Origin of the sequence: Brevundimonas sp. BR2-1 (genome assembly GCF_037626195.1) — a bacterium.
Taxonomy (GTDB): domain Bacteria; phylum Pseudomonadota; class Alphaproteobacteria; order Caulobacterales; family Caulobacteraceae; genus Brevundimonas.
This window is the reverse complement of sequence record NZ_JARKMV010000001.1, coordinates 1,666,978-1,689,251: the sequence shown is the minus strand read 5'-3', so window position 1 is coordinate 1,689,251 and position 22,274 is coordinate 1,666,978. Positions and strand designations below refer to the sequence as shown.

Annotated in this window: 22 protein-coding genes; 3 read left to right on the top strand and 19 right to left on the bottom strand. The window is 66.5% G+C overall.

Going from position 1 to position 22,274, the window contains the following annotated elements:
• Position 1: 1 nt before the first annotated feature.
• The 11 genes from BrevBR_RS08445 to BrevBR_RS08395 form a co-directional block, all read right to left on the bottom strand.
• Complete coding sequence (locus BrevBR_RS08445; protein ID WP_340000613.1) at positions 2-328, bottom strand: TrbC/VirB2 family protein; 327 nt, start codon at positions 326-328, stop codon at positions 2-4.
• A 763-nt stretch (positions 329-1,091) separates the two neighbouring features.
• Positions 1,092-5,366, bottom strand: coding sequence for an RHS repeat domain-containing protein (locus BrevBR_RS08440; RefSeq protein WP_340000612.1), 4,275 nt, complete (start codon positions 5,364-5,366; stop codon positions 1,092-1,094).
• Positions 5,363-5,908, bottom strand: a complete 546-nt coding sequence (locus tag BrevBR_RS08435; protein WP_340000611.1) for a hypothetical protein — start codon at positions 5,906-5,908, stop codon at positions 5,363-5,365. The genes BrevBR_RS08440 and BrevBR_RS08435 overlap by 4 nt, the downstream gene beginning before the upstream one ends.
• 113 nt (positions 5,909-6,021) lie before the next feature.
• Positions 6,022-7,356 (bottom strand): VWA domain-containing protein, encoded by a 1,335-nt coding sequence (locus tag BrevBR_RS08430; protein WP_340000610.1) that lies wholly within the window; start codon positions 7,354-7,356, stop codon positions 6,022-6,024.
• Positions 7,357-7,366: 10 nt separating this feature from the next.
• A complete protein-coding gene (locus tag BrevBR_RS08425; RefSeq protein WP_340000609.1) occupies positions 7,367-8,662 on the bottom strand; it encodes a lipase family protein in 1,296 nt (431 codons plus the stop codon).
• Between the two features lie 45 nt (positions 8,663-8,707).
• Positions 8,708-10,855 (bottom strand): outer membrane protein assembly factor BamB family protein, encoded by a 2,148-nt coding sequence (locus BrevBR_RS08420; RefSeq protein ID WP_340000608.1) that lies wholly within the window; start codon positions 10,853-10,855, stop codon positions 8,708-8,710.
• Between the two features lie 217 nt (positions 10,856-11,072).
• Entirely contained in the window at positions 11,073-11,465 is a 393-nt protein-coding gene (locus BrevBR_RS08415) for a helix-turn-helix domain-containing protein (RefSeq protein ID WP_340000607.1), read from the bottom strand.
• A gap of 138 nt (positions 11,466-11,603) precedes the next feature.
• A complete protein-coding gene (locus BrevBR_RS08410; RefSeq protein ID WP_340000606.1) occupies positions 11,604-11,936 on the bottom strand; it encodes a hypothetical protein in 333 nt (110 codons plus the stop codon).
• Positions 11,902-12,360, bottom strand: coding sequence for a hypothetical protein (locus BrevBR_RS08405; protein ID WP_340000605.1), 459 nt, complete (start codon positions 12,358-12,360; stop codon positions 11,902-11,904). Before BrevBR_RS08405 ends, BrevBR_RS08410 begins: the two co-directional genes overlap by 35 nt.
• A gap of 7 nt (positions 12,361-12,367) precedes the next feature.
• Positions 12,368-12,733 (bottom strand): hypothetical protein, encoded by a 366-nt coding sequence (locus BrevBR_RS08400; protein ID WP_340000604.1) that lies wholly within the window; start codon positions 12,731-12,733, stop codon positions 12,368-12,370.
• Between the two features lie 14 nt (positions 12,734-12,747).
• The gene (locus BrevBR_RS08395) at positions 12,748-13,224 is read right to left on the bottom strand and encodes a helix-turn-helix domain-containing protein (RefSeq protein ID WP_340000603.1); all 477 of its coding nucleotides are present in this window, start codon (positions 13,222-13,224) and stop codon (positions 12,748-12,750) included.
• 223 nt (positions 13,225-13,447) lie between these two features.
• Here BrevBR_RS08395 and BrevBR_RS08390 point away from each other — a divergent pair, with 223 nt between their 5' ends.
• Positions 13,448-13,705 (top strand): hypothetical protein, encoded by a 258-nt coding sequence (locus tag BrevBR_RS08390; protein ID WP_340000602.1) that lies wholly within the window; start codon positions 13,448-13,450, stop codon positions 13,703-13,705.
• Between the two features lie 16 nt (positions 13,706-13,721).
• On the opposite strand, the gene BrevBR_RS08385 is transcribed toward BrevBR_RS08390, so the two are convergent.
• From BrevBR_RS08385 to BrevBR_RS08360, 6 genes are all read right to left on the bottom strand, one after another.
• A complete protein-coding gene (locus tag BrevBR_RS08385) occupies positions 13,722-16,394 on the bottom strand; it encodes a type IV secretory system conjugative DNA transfer family protein (protein WP_340000601.1) in 2,673 nt (890 codons plus the stop codon).
• 3 nt (positions 16,395-16,397) lie between these two features.
• Positions 16,398-16,772, bottom strand: a complete 375-nt coding sequence (locus BrevBR_RS08380) for a hypothetical protein (protein ID WP_340000600.1) — start codon at positions 16,770-16,772, stop codon at positions 16,398-16,400.
• A 116-nt stretch (positions 16,773-16,888) separates the two neighbouring features.
• Positions 16,889-17,389 (bottom strand): hypothetical protein, encoded by a 501-nt coding sequence (locus BrevBR_RS08375; protein WP_340000599.1) that lies wholly within the window; start codon positions 17,387-17,389, stop codon positions 16,889-16,891.
• Positions 17,386-17,727 (bottom strand): helix-turn-helix transcriptional regulator, encoded by a 342-nt coding sequence (locus tag BrevBR_RS08370; RefSeq protein WP_340000598.1) that lies wholly within the window; start codon positions 17,725-17,727, stop codon positions 17,386-17,388. Before BrevBR_RS08370 ends, BrevBR_RS08375 begins: the two co-directional genes overlap by 4 nt.
• 141 nt (positions 17,728-17,868) lie before the next feature.
• A complete protein-coding gene (locus BrevBR_RS08365) occupies positions 17,869-19,167 on the bottom strand; it encodes a hypothetical protein (RefSeq protein WP_340000597.1) in 1,299 nt (432 codons plus the stop codon).
• A gap of 146 nt (positions 19,168-19,313) precedes the next feature.
• Positions 19,314-19,466 (bottom strand): hypothetical protein, encoded by a 153-nt coding sequence (locus BrevBR_RS08360; protein ID WP_340000596.1) that lies wholly within the window; start codon positions 19,464-19,466, stop codon positions 19,314-19,316.
• Positions 19,467-20,564: 1,098 nt separating this feature from the next.
• Here BrevBR_RS08360 and BrevBR_RS08355 point away from each other — a divergent pair.
• Complete coding sequence (locus tag BrevBR_RS08355) at positions 20,565-20,774, top strand: hypothetical protein (RefSeq protein WP_340000595.1); 210 nt, start codon at positions 20,565-20,567, stop codon at positions 20,772-20,774.
• A gap of 92 nt (positions 20,775-20,866) precedes the next feature.
• Entirely contained in the window at positions 20,867-21,289 is a 423-nt protein-coding gene (locus tag BrevBR_RS08350; RefSeq protein ID WP_340000594.1) for a DUF4279 domain-containing protein, read from the top strand.
• A 27-nt stretch (positions 21,290-21,316) separates the two neighbouring features.
• Here BrevBR_RS08350 and BrevBR_RS16550 read toward each other — a convergent pair whose 3' ends face one another.
• Together BrevBR_RS16550 and BrevBR_RS08345 are read right to left on the bottom strand one after the other, a co-directional pair.
• Entirely contained in the window at positions 21,317-21,538 is a 222-nt protein-coding gene (locus BrevBR_RS16550; protein ID WP_445214749.1) for a DUF6980 family protein, read from the bottom strand.
• A gap of 78 nt (positions 21,539-21,616) precedes the next feature.
• Positions 21,617-22,177 (bottom strand): hypothetical protein, encoded by a 561-nt coding sequence (locus tag BrevBR_RS08345; protein ID WP_340000593.1) that lies wholly within the window; start codon positions 22,175-22,177, stop codon positions 21,617-21,619.
• Positions 22,178-22,274 lie beyond the last annotated feature (97 nt).

Here is a 22,274-nt window from a genome sequence, read left to right as displayed (position 1 = left end):
GTCAGCCCGTGAACGCGGCGGTCGACCGGATGCCGGCCACGATGCTCACCGCGCCGAAGAGGATGAAACAACCCAGGATAACCACGGCTCCGTATCGCCAATTGATACGGCCGGTCAGCATCAGCAGGCCCACACAGGCGACGGCGATCACCGCGAGGACAGTGGCGACGGTGCCCAGCAGGGTGCCCTGAAGCCAATGAACGGCGGAGACGATGGGGCCGGAGCCTTGCGGATCCGCTAGACCGGTCTGCGCGTGAGCCACTGTGGGTTGCGCAGTTACCCATGCTGTCAGGGCGCCCCAGACGGGTGCCCTTGAAAACTTCGTCATGCACGCCCCCCACACAATCCTTACGCGTCATCATAGAGCGGAGAAGTCTCCGCCTGCCAAGCCCGACATTGGGCTAGCTGTGACTTACCTCATCCGCCCTGACCCGCAGTAGGCAGGCAGTCCCAAACGTGACCACATATTTGATTTGGGCTGGAGACTTCGGACGGTCGGCCCAAATCTCAGCGCCTCAAAGGCAATGGATTGCTTGGCGCTTTCGCTCACGCCAACGCCTCACGAAGATCTGGCGGCCGAAACTCCGCTTCCGATCTATAAAATAAGAACATCTACCAGCAACTCGAATTCGTAAATAGCGCGGCTGATTAACTCCTAACCAGTACACTATCCAAAAATGAAATCAGGGAGCGCGGACCATCGATCTGCTTTAAGTATATGGTGGCTGAATTGTTGTTTATCGAACTGATGGTGACCACTCCCCTTGCGTCGTCAATTCGGAACACAACTTTATCCTCTGGTCTGACGTTGAAGGTTTTGTCTGTCCATCCTCTGACAAGGATAGCTTCACCGTCAAATTCTATCGCCGGAATTCTAAATAGCGATCTTATGAAAGCGGGCAGCCGCCATGCTAGGGCGAAAATCAACACCGCCCCACAAGCGTACATTACGTAAATTCCGGGCTCGTGTTTAAGAAATCCGAAGTACGTAGTTGGAAAGGGAGCCCACAATGTGAGCCAAGTTAATATCAGTATTCCAAGATAATTTGGGACTATAAACTGCCATCTGTAGTCGAAACGTTGCCGCGGGATCATTTGCACCCCTGCCCTCTCAGTCCCGCATAGCCTTCGGCCGCGAGCGTACCCACCCCCTCGCCTGTGGAGGCACCAGCGATCATAAGTGCTGCTGCCGTGAATAGCGCCCCCGGTCCTGTCTCAATACCCCCAACCCCGCCGAGAACACCACCTATCCCTGCGCCGAGATAGCCACCCCCTATCGGCGCCAGTGTGTTCATCCACCGCACATCGGCGCTCTGTCCACGCTCAATGCTTTGTTGCATGGTCGCCAACGAATTGGCCGACATGAGCGCCAAACTTAGTGGCAGGAATGCGTTAGCACCGGCGCTTCCTGCGCGTGCTTCCGCCAGGCTGCCCATCGCTCCGTTAATTCCGCCGCCCACTCCGGTTGCATACGCGATTCCACCAGCGCGGTTCCCCGCGGCGCAGTTAACAGGCGCAGCGTTTCCCCCCATCAGACCTGAAATTATCATGTCGCCCCAAAGGTCGAATCCGCCTGAACCGAACGGGTCAAAATCTCCAAACCTTAGAATTTGCATTTGCATGATGATGCCCGTCTCGCATATCAGCTTATTTGTCTCTGGGTCTCGCTCCCCGGTTGGAATACCGCCATCGGCTATGCAGGCGGCTGCATCAGGGTATGTCTTTCTGCCACTGAGGCCCAAGGGATCATTGAAGTTTACGGGATCCCCCCAGACATACCCATACAAGTTCGATCCGGCTGCATACCCGATCGGGTCGGGCTGCAGGAACCGGCCCAACTCGGGCGCGTAGGCCCGGGCACGGTAGTTGTAGAGCCCCGGCGCCATCCAAGCTTGGCCGGTATACTGGAAACGGTTGGCGGCGCGGGGCACGCCATACTCGTCATAACGGTTGATAGTCACCGCTCCGCCGGAGTCCGCCACTCCCAAGACCGAATCACGCTCGTCGGCGATCTGCTGGACCCGCGCACCGCCGAAGTAGCTCGCCACCGGCTTGTCGAGGCCTGGACCAGGCACGTGGCGCGTCGTCATTACGCCGGAGCTGTCGTACTCGCCGACGAGGTGCACGCCGACGTACTGGAAGCGCTGACCGCCGCTGGAGTACAGGCGCCCTCCAGGGTCGTAGCCGAATACGTATCCCGTCCCCCCGATCGTCGCCGTCGTCAGCCGGTTGGCACCGTCATAGGCATAGCTCGCACCCAGGGCGGCGGTGATGTTGTGGTTGCCGTCATAGGTTACGGCGAGCCCGCCCGCCGAGGTCACTTGGTTCAGGCCGTCGTTGTCGTAGCTCGTCAAGCCCGTCGCCGGGGCATAGACATAGGCCGCGTTCGACACGGTGCGGCTGGCGACCTGCCCGGCCGGGTTCCAAGCGTAACCAAACACCACGTCATAGGAGGACCCTGCCATATTGTGGCTCAGCTCCGTCATCCTGCCCGCCGCGTCATAGACGTAAGCCGTGGCCGTCCCATTGCCCCGCGTGATCCCCGTCGGCTGGCCGAGGTTATTGTAGACATAGGTCGCCAACACCCCCGCCCCCGAAGCGGCGCCGTTCTCACGGATCGCCGTCACCGCGCCGGACAGGTCGCGGTCGTATTGGGCATAGAAGGCGTCAGGCCAAGTGATCCGGGTCATCGCGCCATGGGCGTCATACTGGTAGCTCATCGCGCCCCTCGGGCCAGTCTCGGACGCCAGTTGCGACAGCGGATTCCAGACATTAGTCAAGGTCTGGCTGTTTCCGGTCGAGGTCAGCACTCGGCCCAGGTTATCGTAGGTATAGGCCAGATCCATCGTGCTGCCCGGCGCGTCCGCGACTGTAACGCGGCCGAGGTTGTCCAATGTCAGCGTGGTGACCTGCCCCGCTCGGTTGCGGCTGGTCACCATCCGGCCATAGAGGTCGTAGGTTACCGCCTCATAGTCCGTCGTCGAGGTTCCACCGCCCGTGTTGTTCGGATAGCGCAGCGTGCTGGGACGATCGAACCCATCGTAATCTTGGATCGAGACGTTGCCGTTGCCGTCGGTCATCGAGGCGATCTTCCCATTGGCCGTATAGGTCACGCTGGTGGTGGCGGCGCCGACCAGGCCATAAGCCGTGGTTGTGCTCAAGTGCCGCCCCGCGACATCATAGGTCGCCAGCGTGATCCGGTCAGGTCCGTGGCTTCCAGCCGCCGTTGGCGTGCAGGCCGAGGCCGGCAGCGCACCCCAAGCCGAGGGGTTCATGCGCACGGTCGTACATTCCGGCCGTCCAGCGGCGTCGTAGGACACCTGCCGCACCCCGATCGTCGTTCCGGCTCCCGATTGTTGGCTGACCAGCAACTGGCGGCCCCGAGCGTCGTAGACAGCGGCGCTGCGAACCAGCGGGTTGAAGCTGGCCCAGTTCGCGTCCGTATAGCCGGGCGTCGTACCCGTCTCTCTGAGGGTCACCTGACTCCAGTCGTTGTAAGTCAGGCGCTGGGCGCGGTTCAGGCCTGCCCCGCCCCCGTCCGGATCTGGACCGACCACGCCGACAACCCGGCGCCGCCCGTCGTAGCGGTACTTGGTTGTGTCGCCTGAACCAGACACCGGTCCGTCGATCGTCGCAACATCGCCGTCCGGCGTATAGGTCAAGGTCGTGACCGCCATGGCAGGATTGGCGCCGGACCCTTGGCTGATGATGGTCGGCCTCAGGTTGTTGGCCACGCCGGTCGAACCATAGGCTAACGTCGTCCGCACTTCGTTCGCCCCGCCGATGCAACTAGTCCCCGTGGTGCAGGCCGAGACTTGGGTCGGCAAGGTGACCGCCGACGGCGCCGCGACGATCACGCCGCTGCTGTTTTTGTAGTAGGCCGTCTGCGCCGCATAGGTGTAGCGCGTCTGAGGTCGGGCGGCGCCGGAGGTCGGCGCGGGCGCTGTGATCGTCAACGGCCCGCCATGGACGGCGTCCCACGTGTAGTTGGTGACGTAACCCGCCGCGTCCGTGGTCGAGGTCGGCAGATTGCAGGTCACCGGATTGGTGCAAGTCGACGGATAGGCCGCACTGATGACCAGGGCCGCTTCGGTTCCGCCGGTCTTCGGAGCGTGAGTAATCTGGGTGATGTTTCCCCGCACGTCATAGACGTAGCTGGAGGTCTGACCCTCTGGTCCCGTCGCGGTGGCGACCCGCCCGCCCGGGGTGTAGGTCCAGCTATGCGTCTGGCTGGCCGCTGGCGAAACGGACGTCACCTGGGTGGCCGAGCTGGGCCGACCTACCGTGAGGTCGGTTAGGACTGTCAGACTTTGGCCCAGTGGACCGGTGGCGGCCATCGTCCGGATCGCGCCCGCATCAGCGATCGCATAGTTCCACTGCCCCGAGGCGTCGGTCACCGAAAGCGGGTCCGTCCCGAACGGAAATACAACAGTGACCACCGGGTCGGGGTCGGTCCCAAGCAGAACGTCCGTCTGCTGGGCCCCCGATGGCGCTACGGAGGCGCGATAGCGGGTCGCAAAGCCGTTCTGATCCGTGATTATATTATCGGTGACGCCTGCCGCCGGAGCGGCCGTCGAGAACGTCACGCTTGGCCATGTACGGCTGTAGGTGCAGGTCGTCGCCGTCGGCGCGCAATAGTCGACAGCCAGGTTCAGCGCTGTGGCCTTTGTGACCTGTAACCAGCCTTGGTCGTTGGCGGGATCGATATTCGCCGCGTAGTCGTAGTGGACCATGTAGCCGGTGTTGGTCTGGTAGGACTGCAGACGGCCGATCGTCCAGGGGCGGCAGATTGGACGCCCTCCGAGTTCCGGGTCAGGCTCAGAGCAGGTGGTGCCACTTTCCGTGTGATAGTTGTAGGTGGTTTTAAGCCCGTTCGGCGAGGTCCGTTGCGTGACGACGCCGTCCCCGAGCGAAGGGGTGTTTTTACGCTCCATCAGATAGACCGTCCCGTCGCCGCGGGTGTAGGTGAACTGGCCGTTGGAGGAATTGTAGACCAGCGTAGAGCCAGTGTTTTCCTTCGGCGTGAAGACCATTGCGCTGGGCGACGAGAAGACCTCCGCGCCACCGTCTACGGTGACGACGCAATCCACGCCGATCCCGCAGCTCGCGATACCGCCGAAGGCACGATCCCACCAATAGCCGTTGTCGAGCAGAACTCGACTGTAGCTCAGCCCAGTGTCTGCCGGGCCGATGGAAACGCCGCCCGAGATCGGCATCCATTGGCCGCTCACCAAGTCCACGCCCCGCGCGTCGAGCGTATAGTGTTCGGGTGGGATGGGTGTCGTTTGAGCTTGGGCGGCCCCCGCCGCCAAGGCGATGCCGGAGGTGGCGGCGAACAGCCAGGTTTTGAGGGTGACGCGACTCATTGTCCGGCCTCCTGCACGGTCGCATTGATGGATCGCCAGACCTCGTCGCCGGTCTCGTCTAGCAGGGCCAGCCGGCCATCGTCGCGCAGCGAAACCCAAGCGCGGGCCGGAGGGATCGCAGCGGGAAGCGACGGTAGGAATTTCGCTTGGCCATCATCAGTGAGGCTGAAGGCCGCGACGAGAGCCCGGGAGTCGGAGATGGCCAGCGCCTCGCCGGACCAGAGCTCCAGTTGGCCTGACGCCCGCAGCGCGAAGCTGTAGCGGCCATCCGGGGAGACCAGCGCCTCGTCCGGCTGGAGGAACTGATTCGCCGGGAGCCGGGAGATCGCCGCCCAGGCCGTCGTTCCGGTCTGGCTGCGCGAAGTCCGGTTGTTCGCCGCGTCATAGGCGTAGGCCGCCGTATTGGTGCCCGCCGCGCCTGTGGTGACCACGCCGGTCAGGCGACCGTTGGCGTCGTAGCTGTACGACTGCGTGACCTGGGCCAGGCTCGCGCCCGGCATGATGAGGACGGCGGCGCCAAAAACGGGCCCGAGAATTTTCATGGATTGAGCTCCCCCTGCAGTTGCACCGTTCCCGCGCTGGGAGAATGAGTCAATCCACAGTGAAGCTTCGTCACAATTTATTCGCCGAGGCGTATCGACGGTCGAGGCGCGGACTAGGTCTCCGGGGCTTCCGATAGAACGGTCGAGCGTCCCGTGCGCGAAAAGATCGTCTTGGACTTGGTCGACGCGCCCTTGGCGATGACCTCGACGTTGTAGGCGCCTGACGTCTCGGTCGCGCCGACCTCGGCCTGATACGATCCGTCTTCGGCCTGGACGAGGGGGACGTAGGTCGAAGCGTACGGGAAATGCTCGACGCCCGGCGCGGTCTGCTCGAGCACCGCCTTGAGGGCCGCGTGGGGGCTGTGGTCCGGGTTGGCGTCCTGGTGGCGGGCGATGGCCTCGCGATGCCGGGCCAGCATCGCCGGAAGTTCGAACTGCGGCCTGGTGACCCGCGCCGACACCGCCGCGTTCTCGATCGGCGCCCCCGCGTCGGTGAGGTCCGCGCGGATGGTGAATCCGCTGCCCTGGCTCACCATCGTCGGGGTCTTCAGATCCAGGTGCAGCACAGTGTCGTATTCGAAGCCGGCGTGGGTGCCGGTGAGCGGATTGGCAACGGCGTACTGGGTGAGGATCTGCCAGACGCCCGTCTGCGGAGCGTTGAGGGCGAAGATGGCGTAGCCCGGATCAGCGATGACGGGCTGATAGGGCGTCGAGTGGCCCGACGGATCGATGAGGACCAGATTGACGTGATTGGCGTCGGGTTGCCCCGACGTATAGCTGATGCTGGCGTCCGACCAGACGACCGAGAACTGCACCTCGTCGGAGGTGCCGGCGATGGTCACCGGGGTCAGGGAATAGTCGGTGCCGGAATAGGCCTGGATGACGTTCGTCGGGACGGCGGCCTGGGCCGCCAGCCCGCGGATCGAGTTGAACACCTGCATCATCTGATAGGCGTTGGGCGAGGCGATGTAGCGGCTGTTGGCGTTCTTGGACAGCATGCCGGAGACGTAGGACTGGCTCATGCCGCTGCCCAGGCCGCAGATGAAGACCGGCACGTCCGCAGGCATCACGGTATTGGGGTTGGGACCAACATTCCAGTCTCCGTCGCTGAGTAGCATATAGGCCTTTGTGGCGTTGGTCGCGCCGGCCATCATGGCCGCGGCCATGTTCACCGCGTCGCCCATGTCGGTGCTCCCACCGGATGTCAGGGTGGCGATGGCCGCGGCCGCCGCCGCGGTGACCGTCATCTGCCCGTCGACGGTGACGAGCGCCTGGTTGGCCGGATAGACCATCGACGCGTTGCTCTGGAACTTGACCACCGCGATCTGGTCGGCGGGGCGCGCGCTGCGGATGAAGGCCTTGCCGTCGATGATGACCATGGGCATGGCCTGCCACATGCTGCCCGAGACATCGAGCATGGCGACGACGCTGACGGAGACATCGGTCATTCGGGCTTCCTCATTGCACGGTGATGGCGGTGGTGAAGGTGCGGCTGGTCGACCAGGTCAGCGTGCCGGTCAGGGCCACTGACGTGAGGACCTTGCCGTTGACGTCGATCTCGACCCACTCCGGATCCCAGGCCATGTTCCAGACCGAGAAATAGAAGACGCCGTCGCCGAGGATCAGGCTCAGCGCGTTGATGTCGGCGCAGATGGGCGCGACGGGCTTGAGGTTGGGGAACATGGCGAACAGGTCGTAGACGCCGACCGAGCCCGCCTCGAAATCATTCTCGCCCGGCTTGTCGAGCGGACCCCAGACCACCCCCATCAGACCGACGTAGACGTCGTTGTCGGTGCCGGCGCCGAGCTTGTTGGCGGTCTTGATCCGCACCACCAGCTGGGTCACCGGATCGGCCGGATGCAGCTCGGGATTGCTGACATAGGGCTTCAGCTGGACGCAGCCGCCGTAGTAGTTGCTCATCGTGTGCGACCACGGGAAATAGGCGGTCGTGCTCACCGGCACGCTGGTGCCGGCATGGACGAAGGGGGCGAATTTGGTCGGCTCCGGCCCGACCTTGCCGCCGTACCACCAGGTCAGCCAGGCCGGCGTCCAGCCCTGGGTCGGCACGCCCGTGACCCAGTCGTTGCTCTGGTTGATGCGGTAGCATTCGATCGTATTGGCCGCGACGAGATTGGCGAAGGTCTGGTCCCCCGCCAGCGGCGAGGCGAAGGTGTAGAGGCGCGGCTTGGGCACCTTGCTGTCCGTCACGCAGATCGAGGTCGCCAGGTCGAGGGCGCAGATCGAGCCGAGGCCCGCGCCGAGGCTGTGGCCGGTCACATACAGCTTGGTCAGCGCCGGATTGGCGTCGAACAGGGCCTTGACCGTCTGGCGGACCGAGGCCTGGAAGCCGTTGTAGGTGTCGAGGAAATTCTTGTGCAGCCAGGGCGTCGAACCGGCCACCGTCCAGGCTTCGAACGGAAACGAAATGCGCAGATTGCTGTCCGGGCTGACGCCGCCGCCCAGGGCGTCGATGGCGATGTCGCCCAGGGTGTCGGTGCCGCGGAAGGCGACGATCACCGAGTCGGCCGTGCTGGCCACGATCCCGAAATATTTGGCGTCGGGCGTCGTCCCCTGCGGATTGACGATGAGCTGGTAGTTGTTGGCCGTCAGCCAGGCCTGCCGGTCCTGGTTCTGACGCCATAGCCCCGTCAGGCTCTGGTAACCCTGGGCGAAGAAGGCGTCGTCCCGATAGGCGTAATAGGCGTCGTCCGCATAGACGGCCAACTGCAGGGCAAGCACCGGATCATAGGACACGGCGGCCTCCTTGAACTTTGCGTTGCGACCGGCGCAGGCCCATGGCTAGACGCGCCCCAGCAGCGCTTGCGCGTAGAGGCCGACCGAGCCGGGCCCGGCGATACTGGGGAAGCCCTGCCCCAAGGTGAGGGAGCCGGCCGTCTGCACCCAGCCGGCGGCGAGCGAGGTCAGGGTGGTGTCGCCCGCGACCACGACCCGGGCCGACGACGACACGGCGCCGGCGTAGAGGGTGGCGAAGGCGGCGTTCCCCGGCGGGGGCGCGCCGAAGGTCACATTGGTCAGATGCCCGAGCGTGGGCGTGTCCGACTTGGGGATGGCGTAGTCGACGGCCGCGAGGGCCGCCAGCGCCCCGCCCTGGCCCTGGCCCGTGACCATGACGCTGACGCTCGCGCTGGGCGCGACCAGGGCCAGGACCGCCGAACGCATCGTCAGATAGTTGTCGAGCACGCTGTCGGTGACCGTGACGGTCGCCGGGACGGCCGACCCGCCGATGACGGCGGGAAGCGGCGTCAGGGCGGCCGAGGCGGGATCGTAGTTGTTCAGGAAGGGCGTCGACTGGACCCCGAAGGCGACCACCGTCACCAGGCCGTCGTCCGACGGCCGGCGGGCCGTGAACACCAGGGCCGTGGCGTAGGCGAGGGTGTTCGAGGCCGTGGAGACGCCGGCCAGGGTCCAGCCGGGCGGCAAGGGCGGCGCGACCGCCGGCGTCACCCGATTGGCCAGATCGGACGCCTGCAGCAGCATCTGCAGGTCGAGAGGATTGATGTCGCTGCGCAGGCCGAAGGCGGTGGAGACCACCAGGCCGGACGTGGTCGCGGCGTTCACCGCGCCCGAGAAGGCGTTCACAGAGCCCGCGCTGGTCGCCCCGAGATTGACGCAGGCCCAGGTCGGCGGCGTCGCCCCTCCGGTCAGGGTGACCGCGCAGACCTGGCCGACGGTCGTGGTGAAATAGGCGACGCCGTCGCTCACCGCGATGTCTGTGACGACCGGCGCCCCGACGTTGATCGTCCAGGCCTGGGCCCCCGAGACCGCGTCGAAGGCGTAGATCGAGCCGAGGGCGGTGGCGACGATCAGCTGGCCGCCGGAGAGCGCCGGCCGCGACTGGATGATGCCGTCCGTCGCGGCCACCCACAGCTCCGCCCCGGTCGCGGGGTTGAGGGCGACTACGGCCCCCGAGTCATTGCCGAAAAAGATCGCCTGATCGGTCGCCAGGACCACGCCATTGACCTTGTCCCCGGCCGGATAGCTCCAGGCCTGGACGCCGGTGTTGATGTCGACGGCGTAGACCGAGCCGTCCCAGGCGCCGAACACGACCTGGTCGCCGGACAGGGCGGCGGTCGTATAGAGGCCGCCCAGGGCCCCCGAGGCCGGAAAGCGCCACTGCTGGACGCCGGTGTCGGCGGCGAGGGCGTGCAGGACGCCATAGGAGGCCGAGACGAAGATCTGGCCGGCGGCGGCGCGCGGCCGGGCGTAGACGGCGCTCGAGGCGGCGAAGGTCCACAGCGGCTGGGCCGTGTCGACCGACACGGCGTAGACCGTGCTCCCCGCCCCCGCGACGGCCGCCCGGGCGCTCCAGTTGACGACGGCGGGGCTGGTGCCCTGGATCGTGTCGCCATACTCCCACAACAGCCGCCCGGTGAAGGCTTCGAAACAGGTCAGGAACGGCGTCGAGCCGCTGACCACCTGAGAGCCGCCGAAAGTGGCCGGGGCCCCCACGACGGCGGCCCCCATCTGCCGCGACCACAACTGCGATCCGGCCGGCGGATTGATGGCGAGGAGCAGGGACGTCGCCGCGCCCGCGCCGGTCGCGAACTGGTTCTGCGCGGGGGCGTAGACCACGTTGTTGGCCCCCGCCGCGCCGGCGGTCCATTGCAGGCTGAGGATGGCGGAGCGGCGCTGGGACGCCGTGAAGACCGCGCCGGTCGTCGCGGGCGGTCCCAGCACGAGCGCGCCCTGGGCGTCGATGGTCGCCACGCGCCCGGTCCCCACCTCGGTCAGGGTCGCCTGAACGGTGGACGGCGTCGGCACGGAGGAGATGGTGAAGGCGAACTGGGAGGCGGAACCGCGCAAGGCCGCCGTCGAAACATAGGGGGCGCCGGTGGGATCGGCCTGGGTCGAGGCGGAGAGATAGCCGCCGCCGGCGGCCTGCAGATACCAGGGGCCGCGAACCAGAGCATCGCTGAAGGCGCTCATGGGCAGTCTCCCCCCGGGGATCGACGCAGGGTCGCGGCGCTCCACTCGCGTTCAGGTTTAGTGAGTTAATTTTTGCCCGTCAAATTAGCAGTTCGGCGACCGCCGTTCCGTGCGTTCAGACGCATGGAAGCGCACGGCGCGCCGGGGCGCGCCGTCGGGCCGGGTCGCTATGGGGCGGGGACGGCGTGAAAGACGGCCGGCGGGGGGGGGCGGGAGCCTACGCCGGGTCGGGCGAGGCCGAATCCTGCGCGAGCTCCCGAGCCACCTGGATCAGGATCTGGCGGCGGGCCGGCGTCATCGCCGCGAAATAGCTGGTCAGGGCGGCGCCGCCGCGCAGGGCGCCGATCTCGATCCGGCGCGCCGTCGCGTCCGACATCTTCTCGGGCGGAAAGAATTCGGTGACGGACAGGTCGAGCGCCTCGGCGGCCCGCGTCAGCATGGAGGCCGAGACCCGGTTGTCGCCGCGCTCGTATTTCTGGATCTGCTGGAAACTCACATTCAGCGCTTCGCCGAGATCGGTCTGCGACATCTTGCGGGCGAGCCGTTCGGCGCGCAGGCGCTGGCCGATGTAGATGTCGATCGGATCGGCGACGGGGATGGCTCGAGGCATCAGGATCTCCAGCCGCGAATCATGGCCGGATTCTCCCTCGAACGGCAAGGCGTGGAACAGCCGCCGCCGCCGTCGGACCCGATCGCCTCCGGCCTTCACCCGGCCCGCAGCCCCGGGCTGCGAGCCGGCGTCGGCCGCCTAGCGGGCGCCGGCGAGGCTCAGGTCCGACCCGGAGCGGGCCAGCGGTTCGAGCGCGACCAGCCGTCCGACCTCGCGCATCAGCGCCTGGGCGCGGCGCACGACGTCGATGTCCAGCCCGTCGGAGCGGCCGCCGCCGATCATGGCGTCGATCACCACGGACAACTGCATGGCGGCCTCCTCCAGGGTCCGGGCCTCATGGCTGAGCAGCGACTGCTCGGCGGCCTGGAACTGGTCGCCGACGCCCGCGGCCTCGACATCCTTGTTGCTCCAGGCGGTCCAGAAGGCGCTGGCGGTTTCAAACGTCCAGGGGTTGAGGGTGGAATGGTTCATGGGTTCGCCCCTCCCGGGCAAAGCGCCGATCGGCCCAGGCTTCCCAGGCGCCGGCGAAAAAGGTGACGCAGATGAGCAGCCAGACCCCGAGCCGGACCGTGACGGCGGTCCAGATGAAGTGATGCGGCGCCACGAGCGTGGTGACGTGGGTCAGGACCGAAACCAGCTGGAAGCCCGTCAGGGCCGTCAGCCACCAGCGGTCCCGGTGATAGACCAGGGCCCAGACGGCGATCAGAAACAGCAGTTCGAGCCCGGCGACTCCCGCCCGCCAACCGCCGATCTGGATCGGTTCGACCAGGTGAACCAGCACCAGAAGGGCGGCCACCATGGCGCCGACCAGCCGCTCCTCCCAGGCGCCGAAACGCCAGAGCGCGAAGACGCCCAGCAGGGTGAGGCCGATGATCGCGATCGTCGCCGGGGACATGCCTCGATCAGACCGCGGCGAGGCGGCCTGTCGGGGTCGCCGGGGCGGTTTCGTCCCCCTCGGGCTTGGATTCTCCGGGGATCAGCAGGCTGTAGTTGAGGCCCATCCGGCGCGCGTCCCGTTCGGCGTGGCCGTGCGCCTCGACCAGTTCGCCGCGGGCGGCGGTCAGGGTGTGCAGCGCCTTGGCCGCCGCGTTGAAGGCTTTCTGACCCGCGGCCGCGCCGAGGTTGGCGGCGCCGCGGGTGTGGAAGGCGCTGGCCAGCATATCCGCGAGGCGGGCGCTGGCGGCGTCGAGAAGATGTTCAGTCTCCCGGAGATCCAGGGCGACGCCGCTGGCGAATTCATGGGCGGACGAGGTGGGGGCAGGACGCATGGGACTTCCTCGGGTTAAGGGTTCGCTCGCGTCGGCGCGAACCCGTCCGCAACCCCGAACACCATGCCGATCAGCCCGACGACGGTGATCAACACAATGGCCCCGAACGCCATCCATCCAAAAACGGCCAAGGTTCGCACCTTGAACGACCGGGGCGGGGTCCGCCACGCCCCGAGCCGACGGTAAAGCCCGTAGAGGCTTGGGTCGGCCGGGGTCGCGGCGGGAGGTTCAACGGACAGGTCCGCATCGACGCCGCCATCCAAGCGACCGGCCCCCGGTTCGGAAATGGCCCGAGAAGCGTATGGCGGATTCGCCCCCAGGACCCGCAGGGCCTCCTTGCGCCGCGACACGCCCAGGCGGCGCGTGGCCTCCCGGATATGTTTGTCGACGGTGTTGACGGAGATGCCCAACGCCCGCGCGATCTCCTTGTCCGTCATGGTGACGGACAGCCGCAGACACTCTTCCTGGCGCTCTGTGAGCCTGACCGACATGAAGCCTCCCTGAGGCAACTAAGGCCCGAAAGAGCCCGTTCGTCCATTGGTTAACGGCTGCGGGACGGCTTTTCTCTCGTGCGGCTTCTCGCGTGGCGAACCTCGGCCAGGCGCCGCCCTCTCCTGGAAACGGCGGCCGGCGCGGATGGCCCCGCCGCAAAACCCGTTTATGCAGGGACGCCGCGCGCCGAACGGCGGCGGTCCGACAACCTTGGAGCCGTATGTGGACTCGGATCAGGATGACGCCGGATACCGGCTGGGCCTACTCACCGGCCGCGCCGCGGCCCTCGCGGAGATCTCGGCCTTCGTCAAACGCCTCGCTATCGCGGCGCGGGACGCGGCCGACGAGGAAACCCGGCTCAGGGTGTCGGCGGGCAACTGGTTCGAACTGGCCGCGTGGCTGAACCAGGGTGCCCTGGAAGCGGTGGACGAGATGACCGTCTTTCGCCGGGAACTCACAAGTCTGGACGACCGATCCTGACCCGACCGCCGCCCGTTCAGACATCCCGTGAGAGGGAGCGGGCCACGATGCGGGCCACGGCGTCGCGACGCGACTTCGTCTCCTCCGCCGACACGCCCACCCGGCGGACCTTCACGCGGTAGCCGTGGACGATGTTGTCGTCGGCGTCGGGCGCCGCCGCGAGGGCCGCGATATAGTCGGGCAACTCCTCGGGGGTAAGAAACGCCACTCTAGCGCGGTCCTCGACCGGCAGACTCTGCAGCACCGCCTCGCGGAACCGGGGGCCGACGGCGCGCGATTTGGCCGCCACAAGGGCCACCTGTTCGAATCCGGCGTCCAGGCATTTGCGCACATTGGCCTGTTCCTGGCCAGTCGGCGTGGTGACGGAAACCTCGAACGCCACGCGCAGGCCGTCGCGCTCGAGCAGCACATCCACCTGACCGGCGGCGATCTGCGCCTCGACGCTGGCGCGGAACCCCTGCTGCTGACCCAGCTCCTTGATCAGGGCCTGAAGGTAGCGGTGCTGCGCACCCCCCTTGCCCGGTTCGGCGCGCGGCGAAGGCGCCCGCTGCGGCGGCGGCGGCGGCGGCGCGGGAGCCGGGGACGGCTGGTCAGGGGCCGGTCCCGCCGCCTTGGGCGCGACCGGCGGCGGCGGGGCACGGGGAGCCGACGGCGGTTCCGTCCAGTCGTCCGGCCCGGGCGGTTCGAAGGCGGCGGGCGCGCCGGCGTAGCGCGCGCGGTTCTGTTCGAGCAGCCGGGCGAAGGCCTCGCCGTCGGAGGTGGGCTGGCGTTCGAGATAGCCGAGCGGGGTCGTCAGCCGCACGGCCGAGGGCGTCATGTTCTTGAGCCAGGCGGCGAACTCCGTCCGGTCGCGGCGGCGGCGCATGCCCTCGATGAAGCCGCTGGTGGTGTGCAGCTCGTCGGCGAAGGCGCGGGCGTCCCTGGACGAGACGCCGCCGGCGAATTTCAGCGAGGTGTTGGCGTGAAGGGCCGCGCGCAGCCGCGGCGACAACTGGTCGAGGGTCTGGTGCGCGAGGGTCAGGCCGACCCGGTATTTGCGGGCCTGGTTGAGGATGGTTTCGACATCGTCCCCGAAATATTCCTGGGCCTCGTCGACATAGACGAAGGTCGGCGTCCGGTCCTCGGCCGGGATCACCGACCGCTCCAGGGCGGCCTGGGCGATCATGGCGATGAAGAAGCGGCCGAGCAGGGCGCTGCCGTCCTGCTTCAGCAGATCCTTGGCGGTCGAGACGAGGATGATCTTCCCCTCGTTCATGGCGGCGTAGAGATCGAGCTTGTTCTCGGCCTGGGTGAACATCCGCTCGAAGGCCGGCGTCGACAGCACGCCCCACAGGCGGCGCAGGATCTGCTTCTTGGTGGCGGCGAAGGCGGGCGTGAAGAACTCCGTGGCGAAGAAATGCCGCGCCGAGCCCTGGAGCCGGCCCATATGGGGTTTGAACGGCGCGCCGTCCTCCATGATCTGCATCAGGGTGTGGATGGTGGCACCGGGTATGGTGATCATCAGCCGCGCCAGATAGCGGAAGACCACCCCCTGCTTCTGCGTCAGCTCGGCGCCGAGCATGGCTCCGAAGAAGGTCTCGTAGAGTTCGACCACCCCGTTGAGGACCCGCTCCCGGTCGAGGGCGGAATAGGTTTCGGCGCGGTCGAGGTGGGCGTCGAACAGGTTGAGCGCGGCCGGAAACTCGATGTCGGACGGATCGATCAGCACCAGCCGGTCGGCGAGGCTGTTCTCGGCGTCGGGGGAAAACAGCTCCAGCCGCAACAGCTTGTTGATCAGGTCGCCCTGGCTGTCGATCACCACCACGGAGCGGCCATCCTCGACGGCGGCGACCAGGTCGTCGTGAATCAGGCGCTGCAGCAGCTGGGTCTTGCCATGGCCGGTGCCGCCGATGATGTGGCAGTGCTCGAACCGCATCTCCGGGGGGACTCGGAACGGCACCGGCAGCTCGAACAGGTCGGAAAAAGGGGTGAACTCGAGGTAGTCGGTCACCAGTTCGGACGGCGTCCGCCCTTTCAGGCGCGTGGGAATGACGAGCCGGGACGCCACCTCGTGCGGGTCGACATCCGGCGCGAAGCCGGACGCCATCACCATGTTCCGCGTCAGTTGCTGACGGAGCTTGTCGAAGAGATCGAGCCGCAGCGTTTCGTCCGTCGTCGGCAACAGGACGAAATTCTCCACCCACTCGGCCGGCCGCTCCAGAAGCTCGACCAGCGGCACGCCCAGCGCATCGCCCCGTTCGGTGTCCCAGGGCGTGAAGCAGCTCTCGGGCAGAACCCGGAAGAGGGCGACGAAGCCGGTCACCAGCCGGTCGCCCAGGACCCCGAACAGGCGATCGAAATCCGCGGACCATCGGCGGCGGCGGACCAGGAGCTTCCGAACTTCAACGGCGGCCGACATGTCGCCGTCGATGACGGCCCAGTCGGCCTTGAGGGCGGCGACGTCCTCGGCGCGCAGGAGCTGCTCGACCACGTCGGAGCACGCGATGAGGATGGGCAGCGCCGGAAGGCGGTCGCAGGCCTGGAAGACCCGCTTCATGACCTCGATCGACAGGTCGTCGAGCGGGGTGGTGGCGAGGGGGGACCCCCGCCAGAGGGCTTCGACCTCGTTCCACTTGGCCCGGGTTTCGTCGAGCTCGCGACTGCGCGTTCCGCCGCCGAGCCACTGGGTGAAATCCGAGGTGCGAAACACGCGCTAGAGCGCGACGACTTCTTCGCCGCCGAAATGCGACGCCGCGTCGAGCACCTGTTTGAAGGTCGCGGCCGCCTGGCGGATATGCTCTTCGATGGCGAGGAGCTCCACGACGTCCCTGGCCTCGATCCGCTTGCCCGCCTCAAGATCCTTGATCGAGACGGTCAGGGTCAGGGTCTTGTAGGCCAGCCGCGAAGCGACCCCCATCAGGCCGCTCCCGCCGGTGATCTCGTGGCTGGCGTAGAGCTGGGTGTCCGAGAGCTTGTATTTGCGGATGTGTTCCTTTTCCTCGTCGGACAGCTGGGCCCGCACGTCGAGCGTGAAGATCATCTTGCCGAGAAGCCCCGAACGCTGGTCGCGCCGCAACAGCAGTTTCATGTCCGCCCCCCTGTCCGTCCTGATGCGAAGATCATCGCCGACGGATGCGTCTTAAAGTAGCTTGACTATACCTTGGGTTTAGTTTTGGCAACCAACGTTCTCTGGACTCCAGAGCGTCATCCGCCCTGCCGGACATGGGTCGTCACCACCGCGGCGGCGGCGAACAGCGCCCCGCCGGCGTCCTCGCTTTCCCACGGCCGGCGCGGCTTGGGCAGGCGGTGACGGAAGGCCTCCATATGCCGGGCCACGGCCTCGGCGATCTGGCGGCGGGTGACCGCCCGGACCTCGGTGAAGGCGGCCCGGACGTCGGCGCGGCTGTAGACGGCGGTCTCCACCCCGCGCGCGTCGGCCGCTCCGGTAACGGCGGCGCACAGCTGGGCGATGCGGCGCGCCCGCCGGCTGCGTTGGGGATCGGATGCTTCCAGCACCAGGACCTCCGGGCGGAACCGGTCCAGCAGGCGTTCCAGGCGCCGGAGACAGACGGCGTTCTTGTCGCCCTGCGCCGCCGCCAGGCCCCAGTCGACCGGCCGCAGACCGTCCTCGAACACCACCCAGCCGAAGCCGCGGGACGTTGGGTGGATGCCCATGACCAGACCCGGCGGACGAAGGCCCCTCATCGGATGTCGGGGTTAGGCATGCGCCCGACGATCTCGAGCAGCAGCGCGCGTTTGCGGGCGGAACCGGCGTCGGTGCGGCCGCGCAGGCGCCGGTCCAGATCCGCCGCCTGCCGCATGACCTGGTCGTGGTTCTCTTCGAACAGCTCGGGAAACAGTTCGGCGACGCGGACGCCGAACACCGCTTCGCAGCGGATCGCGAACGGCAGGCTCGGCCGGCCGAGGCCGAGCTCGAGCCGGGAGACCACGCTGCGCGAGGCCTGGCCGAGCAGCAGGGCCAGTTCGCGCTGGGACAGGGCCCAGCGTTTGCGGTGCAGGCACAGGTAGTTGCGATGAGACATAGGTGGAAGCGGTTAGGGTGTGATCCGCGATCGGATCGTCTCCACAGAATTCCCCGGACGGCGGCGGTCGCGTAGGCGGCCGTTTGCGATCCCCAGAGACCGGCGCGCCCGGAGGCCGCGACCCCGGCGAGGTCGCCGGCGTCAGACGGCGCGGCGGAGCGGGACGCCGTAGCGGCGGGCGAGCGCCTCGACCCTCGCGCGCTCGCTCTGCGGCAGGACGAAGACGCCGTTCGACTTGGTCGTCGTCAGCTTCAGGCGATCGCGCAGCTGGCCGCCGACCCATCGGGCGCTGACCGGCGGAGCGCCCGGGTTGTCCCGGTTGAAGGCCTCGGCCACGGCCGAGACCGCGACGCGGCCCCGTGCAGGGTCGGCGAACAGATCGACGAGGACCTGCACCAGCCCGCCCTCGGGAGAGGCCGCCCGTTCGTCGTTCAGCCGCGCCTGCTCGCGGGCCAGTTCGGCGTGCACCTGTGCGCGCAGCCCTTCGTCCTCCATCAGCGACAACAGCGACAGGGCGGTCTGGTTGAGCCGCGGCTCGACGCCCGGCGCCTGGCGGCTGGGGTCGCTGCGTACCATGGCGCGGCGGGCGAACCGCCAGGCCAGCAGCGAATTGCGCAGCGCCCGGGCCTCGAGATGCAGTTCAGGCGGCAGCTGGATGGGGATGTCGGGGCGCAACGGCCGCTGCCCTGTCTCCTCGGTCAGGAAGCGGCTCTCCAGGGCCCGGTCGCCGAAGCTGTGGCGCATGGCCACCAGCTTGGGACCGAAGACCCGAAAGGCGCGCGGATTGAGCTCCTTGTGCCGGTTGGTCATGGTCCTGAGCACCGGCAAGCCCGCGACATTGCCGTTATTGAGGATCTTGCTCAGCGGCGCGGTGGCGTCGGAGAAGCGGAAGTCGGCCTCGTCGAGCACCAGGGCGCCGCCGAAGGCGTCCAGAACATGGAAGATCGGCGACACGGTCGAGGCGCCGGACGCGAAGAAGGGCTTGTAGCACAGCGACCCGATGGCGATCAGGGCCCGGGTCTTGCCGGTGCCGTAGTCGCCCCTCAGCCGCAGATACGGCAGTTCGCTGAAGGCGTCATGGACCCAACTCAACAGCACATAGTGGGCGGCGATCGCCTCGAACGCCGGCGACAGATCGACATAGCGATGCAGGAAGGCCTGGATGCGGGACACCAGATCCGCCTGAGTCGTGAAGACCCCGACCTCGGACGGCAGCAGGATGCAGCCGGTGGCGATCAGATTGTTGTCGGCCGCATAAGGGATCAGCCGTTCGCCGCCGGCGAGATCGAGGGCGTCGTGCACGGCGCCCGCGCCGTCCGGCCCGCCGACGGCCAGGGCCGTGGCGCGCTTTTCCGGATCATGGAGCAGTTCGACGAGCCGCCCGTCGGGCAGAACGCGCGAGACGGTCGGCGTCGGTCCAGCTGGGTCGCGATCGCTCATGACCTCAAGCCTACGCCCCGCGGGGCGTGCGGAAAGACGTCAGGCGGTCGTCAGGAGAGTCTTTCGGGACAGGCCCAGTTCATCATACGGCCGCAGGGACGGCGGCGTGGCGGGCGGGATGGGGACAGCGCCGTCGCGGCGACTCGTCAGCCCACGCGGCGGAACCGCACCCGGTCCCTGCCTGCAATCAGAAAGGCGTCAAAGCCGGCGGCGCGCCAGGCCTCGCGCTGCACCGGCGACTGATCGGGGTCCGTGATATTGGCCCACCACTGCGGCCGCGCCGCGCTGTTGGGCAGCATGCAGCCGAGCTTTCGTTGATCTCCACGAAGGTGAGCTCGAACTCGTCGCCGCGCTGGCGCCGCAGATGGTCCCGGAGCGGATCGTATTTCCCCATCGGGCAAGGATGGCCCGAAAGTCGCCCGCGAGAAAGTCAGCGCTGCTCCTTGTCCGTGGAGCGGGTTTCCGCCGTGGCTAAAAAGCGGGCGCGATGAATGTCCGCTAAGGGTGGGGACCGGACTTTCACCTGAGGGCGGAAAGTCGCCATCAATCAGTAATGGCGAGCGTGACTGGTGGAGGCGTATCTCGGATGTCTGCGTTCCCACCTTCCTCAGCCTCCGGGAAGTTGGCGGCTATTGCCATGCCACCGAAGAAGGCCACTGGTGTGAGGAGCAATGCGACGCGCGCCACAGCGAAGGCCCGTCGCGCTGGCGGCCGGAACCCTCTCGTCTTCTCCCACAACAGGATAGGCAGCCAGCGGTGTGACGCCAGCGGGTCGAGAAGATCGGGAACAGGGCGGGTGTCGCCGAGGCGTCGCCGCTCGCTCGGCAGCAGCCTAGAGGCCCAATATGTTGCGCCCGCGTAAGTGATAAAGGCCCCCACGAAGGGAAGGACAAACCAGCCGTTCATGACCCACCTTATCAGAGTCGCGGGGCGTCCGCTAAGGGTCGGAATCCGCCCGTTGCCTCGGGGCGGAAAGCAGACATTCATGTTCTTTGGGAGCGAGACCTTTTACCGCGCAAGTCCGAGCGGATCGCGCCGAAAAGGTAGGTGCCCAGGGCGTGGGTCATGCCGATGAAGATCGGTAGACCGAGCAGAAGGCCGATGGTCGCTCTAACCCTCTGGCTTGGGCCGCTCACCGCATCTGCGATGAGCGTGCCGAAGATCATTCCGAGCAATGCCAAAAACCATGGGACGGCGAGCCGCTGCACGTTAGCGTAGTGCGTCGCACTGGGGGCCGTTGCGCCCGCCCGCAAGAGCGAGGCGTGATATCGGGCGAGCCACGTGAACATGACGGCAGCTTATCGACAGTGATGGACGCGCGGAACCCTAAGAGTCCGCTATGGGTGGAAAGCGGACGTTAGGTGGTCCAAGTTCGAGCCAGCGCGGAGGGCCAGCCCATGAGCCGACTTACACAACTCGTTCTCACGGGCGTCATCTCTGCTGAAGTGGCAGGCTGGCTCATGGTCGAAGCTATGTTCCAGTTCTACTCCATGGGCTTTTCATCGCGCTTTGGGGTGTTGGTTCCGATCGGCGTGCTCGCAGTCGTGGGGGCCGGAACCGGCTTCCTGATCTGGGCGATGACGCGTCCGCGCCCGACTCCCGACTAGCCCACACGCAGGAATGAAAAGGTCAGCGAAGGGTCGGGAGCAGTCGGTCGCCTAAGGGTGGTAAGCGGACTCCTGTCTGATACGCTCTGGGCATGGGAAAACTGGAATCGTCACAGGCAAGCATCGGGTTTTATGGCGACGATCTGGACCCGTCAGAGATCACGCTTGCCCTTGGCGAGCCGACTGTTGGCGTCGCGAAGGGCGAACCTTGGGTCAACGAATACGGCACCGAAAGAACGGCCAAGACTGGATCGTGGCGTTTGGTGGCGGAACCACGAGAGCCCGCAGAACTCGACTGGCAGATCAACGATCTACTTTCGCGCCTCAACGACGATCTGGGTGCGTGGAGGTCATTAGCTAGTCGGTATCGGGGGCGGGTCTTCTGCGGCCTGTTCCTTGCCTCGCAGAACGACGGCCTGACCCTTCAACCCGAGACCTTAGTCAGGATCGGTGAGCGCGGCCTCGTGGTTGATCTCGACATCTATGGCCCGACGCAGTCCGACCTGGATGTCTGAAAGGGGTCGGAAGCCGCCCATAGCTTCTCATCGAGAAGCGGACGCTCGACGGCTTGGCAGCTTCGTCCCGCACCAAGGGCAATAGCTGATCTCGATCATGCTGTTTCCGCCGTCATGGATCATGATGCCGTAAGCAGGCGCGGTGGGCCAGAAGTCGATCAGGCAGTCGGGGCAATCGTGGCGATCCGGGTGGCGGTCACAAACGGTCTCCAGGTTCGACCGCATCATTTCGCAGCAGTGGTTCGCCATGCCTTGAATGTCTCACGGTCAGGCGAACGTCCGCAATGGGTCGGGAGCCGACCGTCGCCCTAGGGTGGTTAGCGGACATCAGGAGCCGCCGGTCACGCGCCTGCCGAGCTTCCAGTCGGTTACGTCATCGACTTCGAAAACATCAGCCGTCGCCTTCTGGACAGCGAACCAGCCCATGTTTGTGCTGCCGCACAAATCTTCCGAACACTGGGCGCGAAGAGCAAGGGCATAGTAGCCGGAAGGGGCGTCCGCCTCCGTGATCTGATCGCAGTAGGCTACATGGCTGATCGGCAGACCTCTCTCCGCCGTCACCAACGCTGTCGCCTTTGCGCATGCGTCCTCGGCATCGCGAACCGCGGCGTATCCAGACGGGCCAGTCGGAGCGGGTCGAACCGAGGTGTCGTCCCTGTTGAAACAAATCTCCCGTTCCGTGTCCCAGAGGCCCTGCCGGTAGTCGCATGCGGCTTCTTCCAGGGTTTTTTCGCCGCTCGCCACTTGTTGAGCCAGAATGGCGCGACGCTCCTGATCGTTCATGCGGTCCGCACGCTCGATAGCGGCGGGTTCAGCCTTGGTGCGCTCTCCACACCCAGAGACTGCGCCGGTCAAAACCAAGCAGATGATCAGTGCTTCAACCCTCATCGGGAGAACTTGTCACGGCCTTCGCAATGTCCGCAATGGGTCGGGAGCCGACCATCGCCTGGGTGGAAAGCGGAGGTTTCCTGGAGATCCCGGGCCT

Bases quoted from the DNA above. Each gene is read 5' to 3' on its own strand.
- BrevBR_RS08400 (WP_340000604.1), bottom strand. From the start codon at position 12,733: ATGCGTCCTGCCCCCACCTCGTCCGCCCATGAATTCGCCAGCGGCGTC.
- BrevBR_RS08435 (WP_340000611.1), bottom strand. From the start codon at position 5,908: ATGAAAATTCTCGGGCCCGTTTTTGGCGCCGCCGTCCTCATCATGCCG.
- BrevBR_RS08415 (WP_340000607.1), bottom strand. From the start codon at position 11,465: ATGCCTCGAGCCATCCCCGTCGCCGATCCGATCGACATCTACATCGGC.
- BrevBR_RS08350 (WP_340000594.1), top strand. From the start codon at position 20,867: ATGGGAAAACTGGAATCGTCACAGGCAAGCATCGGGTTTTATGGCGAC.
- BrevBR_RS08420 (WP_340000608.1), bottom strand. From the start codon at position 10,855: ATGAGCGCCTTCAGCGATGCTCTGGTTCGCGGCCCCTGGTATCTGCAG.
- BrevBR_RS08440 (WP_340000612.1), bottom strand. From the start codon at position 5,366: ATGAGTCGCGTCACCCTCAAAACCTGGCTGTTCGCCGCCACCTCCGGC.
- BrevBR_RS08395 (WP_340000603.1), bottom strand. From the start codon at position 13,224: ATGTCGGTCAGGCTCACAGAGCGCCAGGAAGAGTGTCTGCGGCTGTCC.
- BrevBR_RS08405 (WP_340000605.1), bottom strand. From the start codon at position 12,360: ATGTCCCCGGCGACGATCGCGATCATCGGCCTCACCCTGCTGGGCGTC.
- BrevBR_RS08380 (WP_340000600.1), bottom strand. From the start codon at position 16,772: ATGAAACTGCTGTTGCGGCGCGACCAGCGTTCGGGGCTTCTCGGCAAG.
- BrevBR_RS08355 (WP_340000595.1), top strand. From the start codon at position 20,565: ATGAGCCGACTTACACAACTCGTTCTCACGGGCGTCATCTCTGCTGAA.
- BrevBR_RS08375 (WP_340000599.1), bottom strand. From the start codon at position 17,389: ATGAGGGGCCTTCGTCCGCCGGGTCTGGTCATGGGCATCCACCCAACG.
- BrevBR_RS08430 (WP_340000610.1), bottom strand. From the start codon at position 7,356: ATGACCGATGTCTCCGTCAGCGTCGTCGCCATGCTCGATGTCTCGGGC.
- BrevBR_RS08360 (WP_340000596.1), bottom strand. From the start codon at position 19,466: ATGCTGCCCAACAGCGCGGCGCGGCCGCAGTGGTGGGCCAATATCACG.
- BrevBR_RS08365 (WP_340000597.1), bottom strand. From the start codon at position 19,167: ATGAGCGATCGCGACCCAGCTGGACCGACGCCGACCGTCTCGCGCGTT.
- BrevBR_RS08345 (WP_340000593.1), bottom strand. From the start codon at position 22,177: ATGAGGGTTGAAGCACTGATCATCTGCTTGGTTTTGACCGGCGCAGTC.
- BrevBR_RS08445 (WP_340000613.1), bottom strand. From the start codon at position 328: ATGACGAAGTTTTCAAGGGCACCCGTCTGGGGCGCCCTGACAGCATGG.
- BrevBR_RS08370 (WP_340000598.1), bottom strand. From the start codon at position 17,727: ATGTCTCATCGCAACTACCTGTGCCTGCACCGCAAACGCTGGGCCCTG.
- BrevBR_RS08410 (WP_340000606.1), bottom strand. From the start codon at position 11,936: ATGAACCATTCCACCCTCAACCCCTGGACGTTTGAAACCGCCAGCGCC.
- BrevBR_RS16550 (WP_445214749.1), bottom strand. From the start codon at position 21,538: ATGGCGAACCACTGCTGCGAAATGATGCGGTCGAACCTGGAGACCGTT.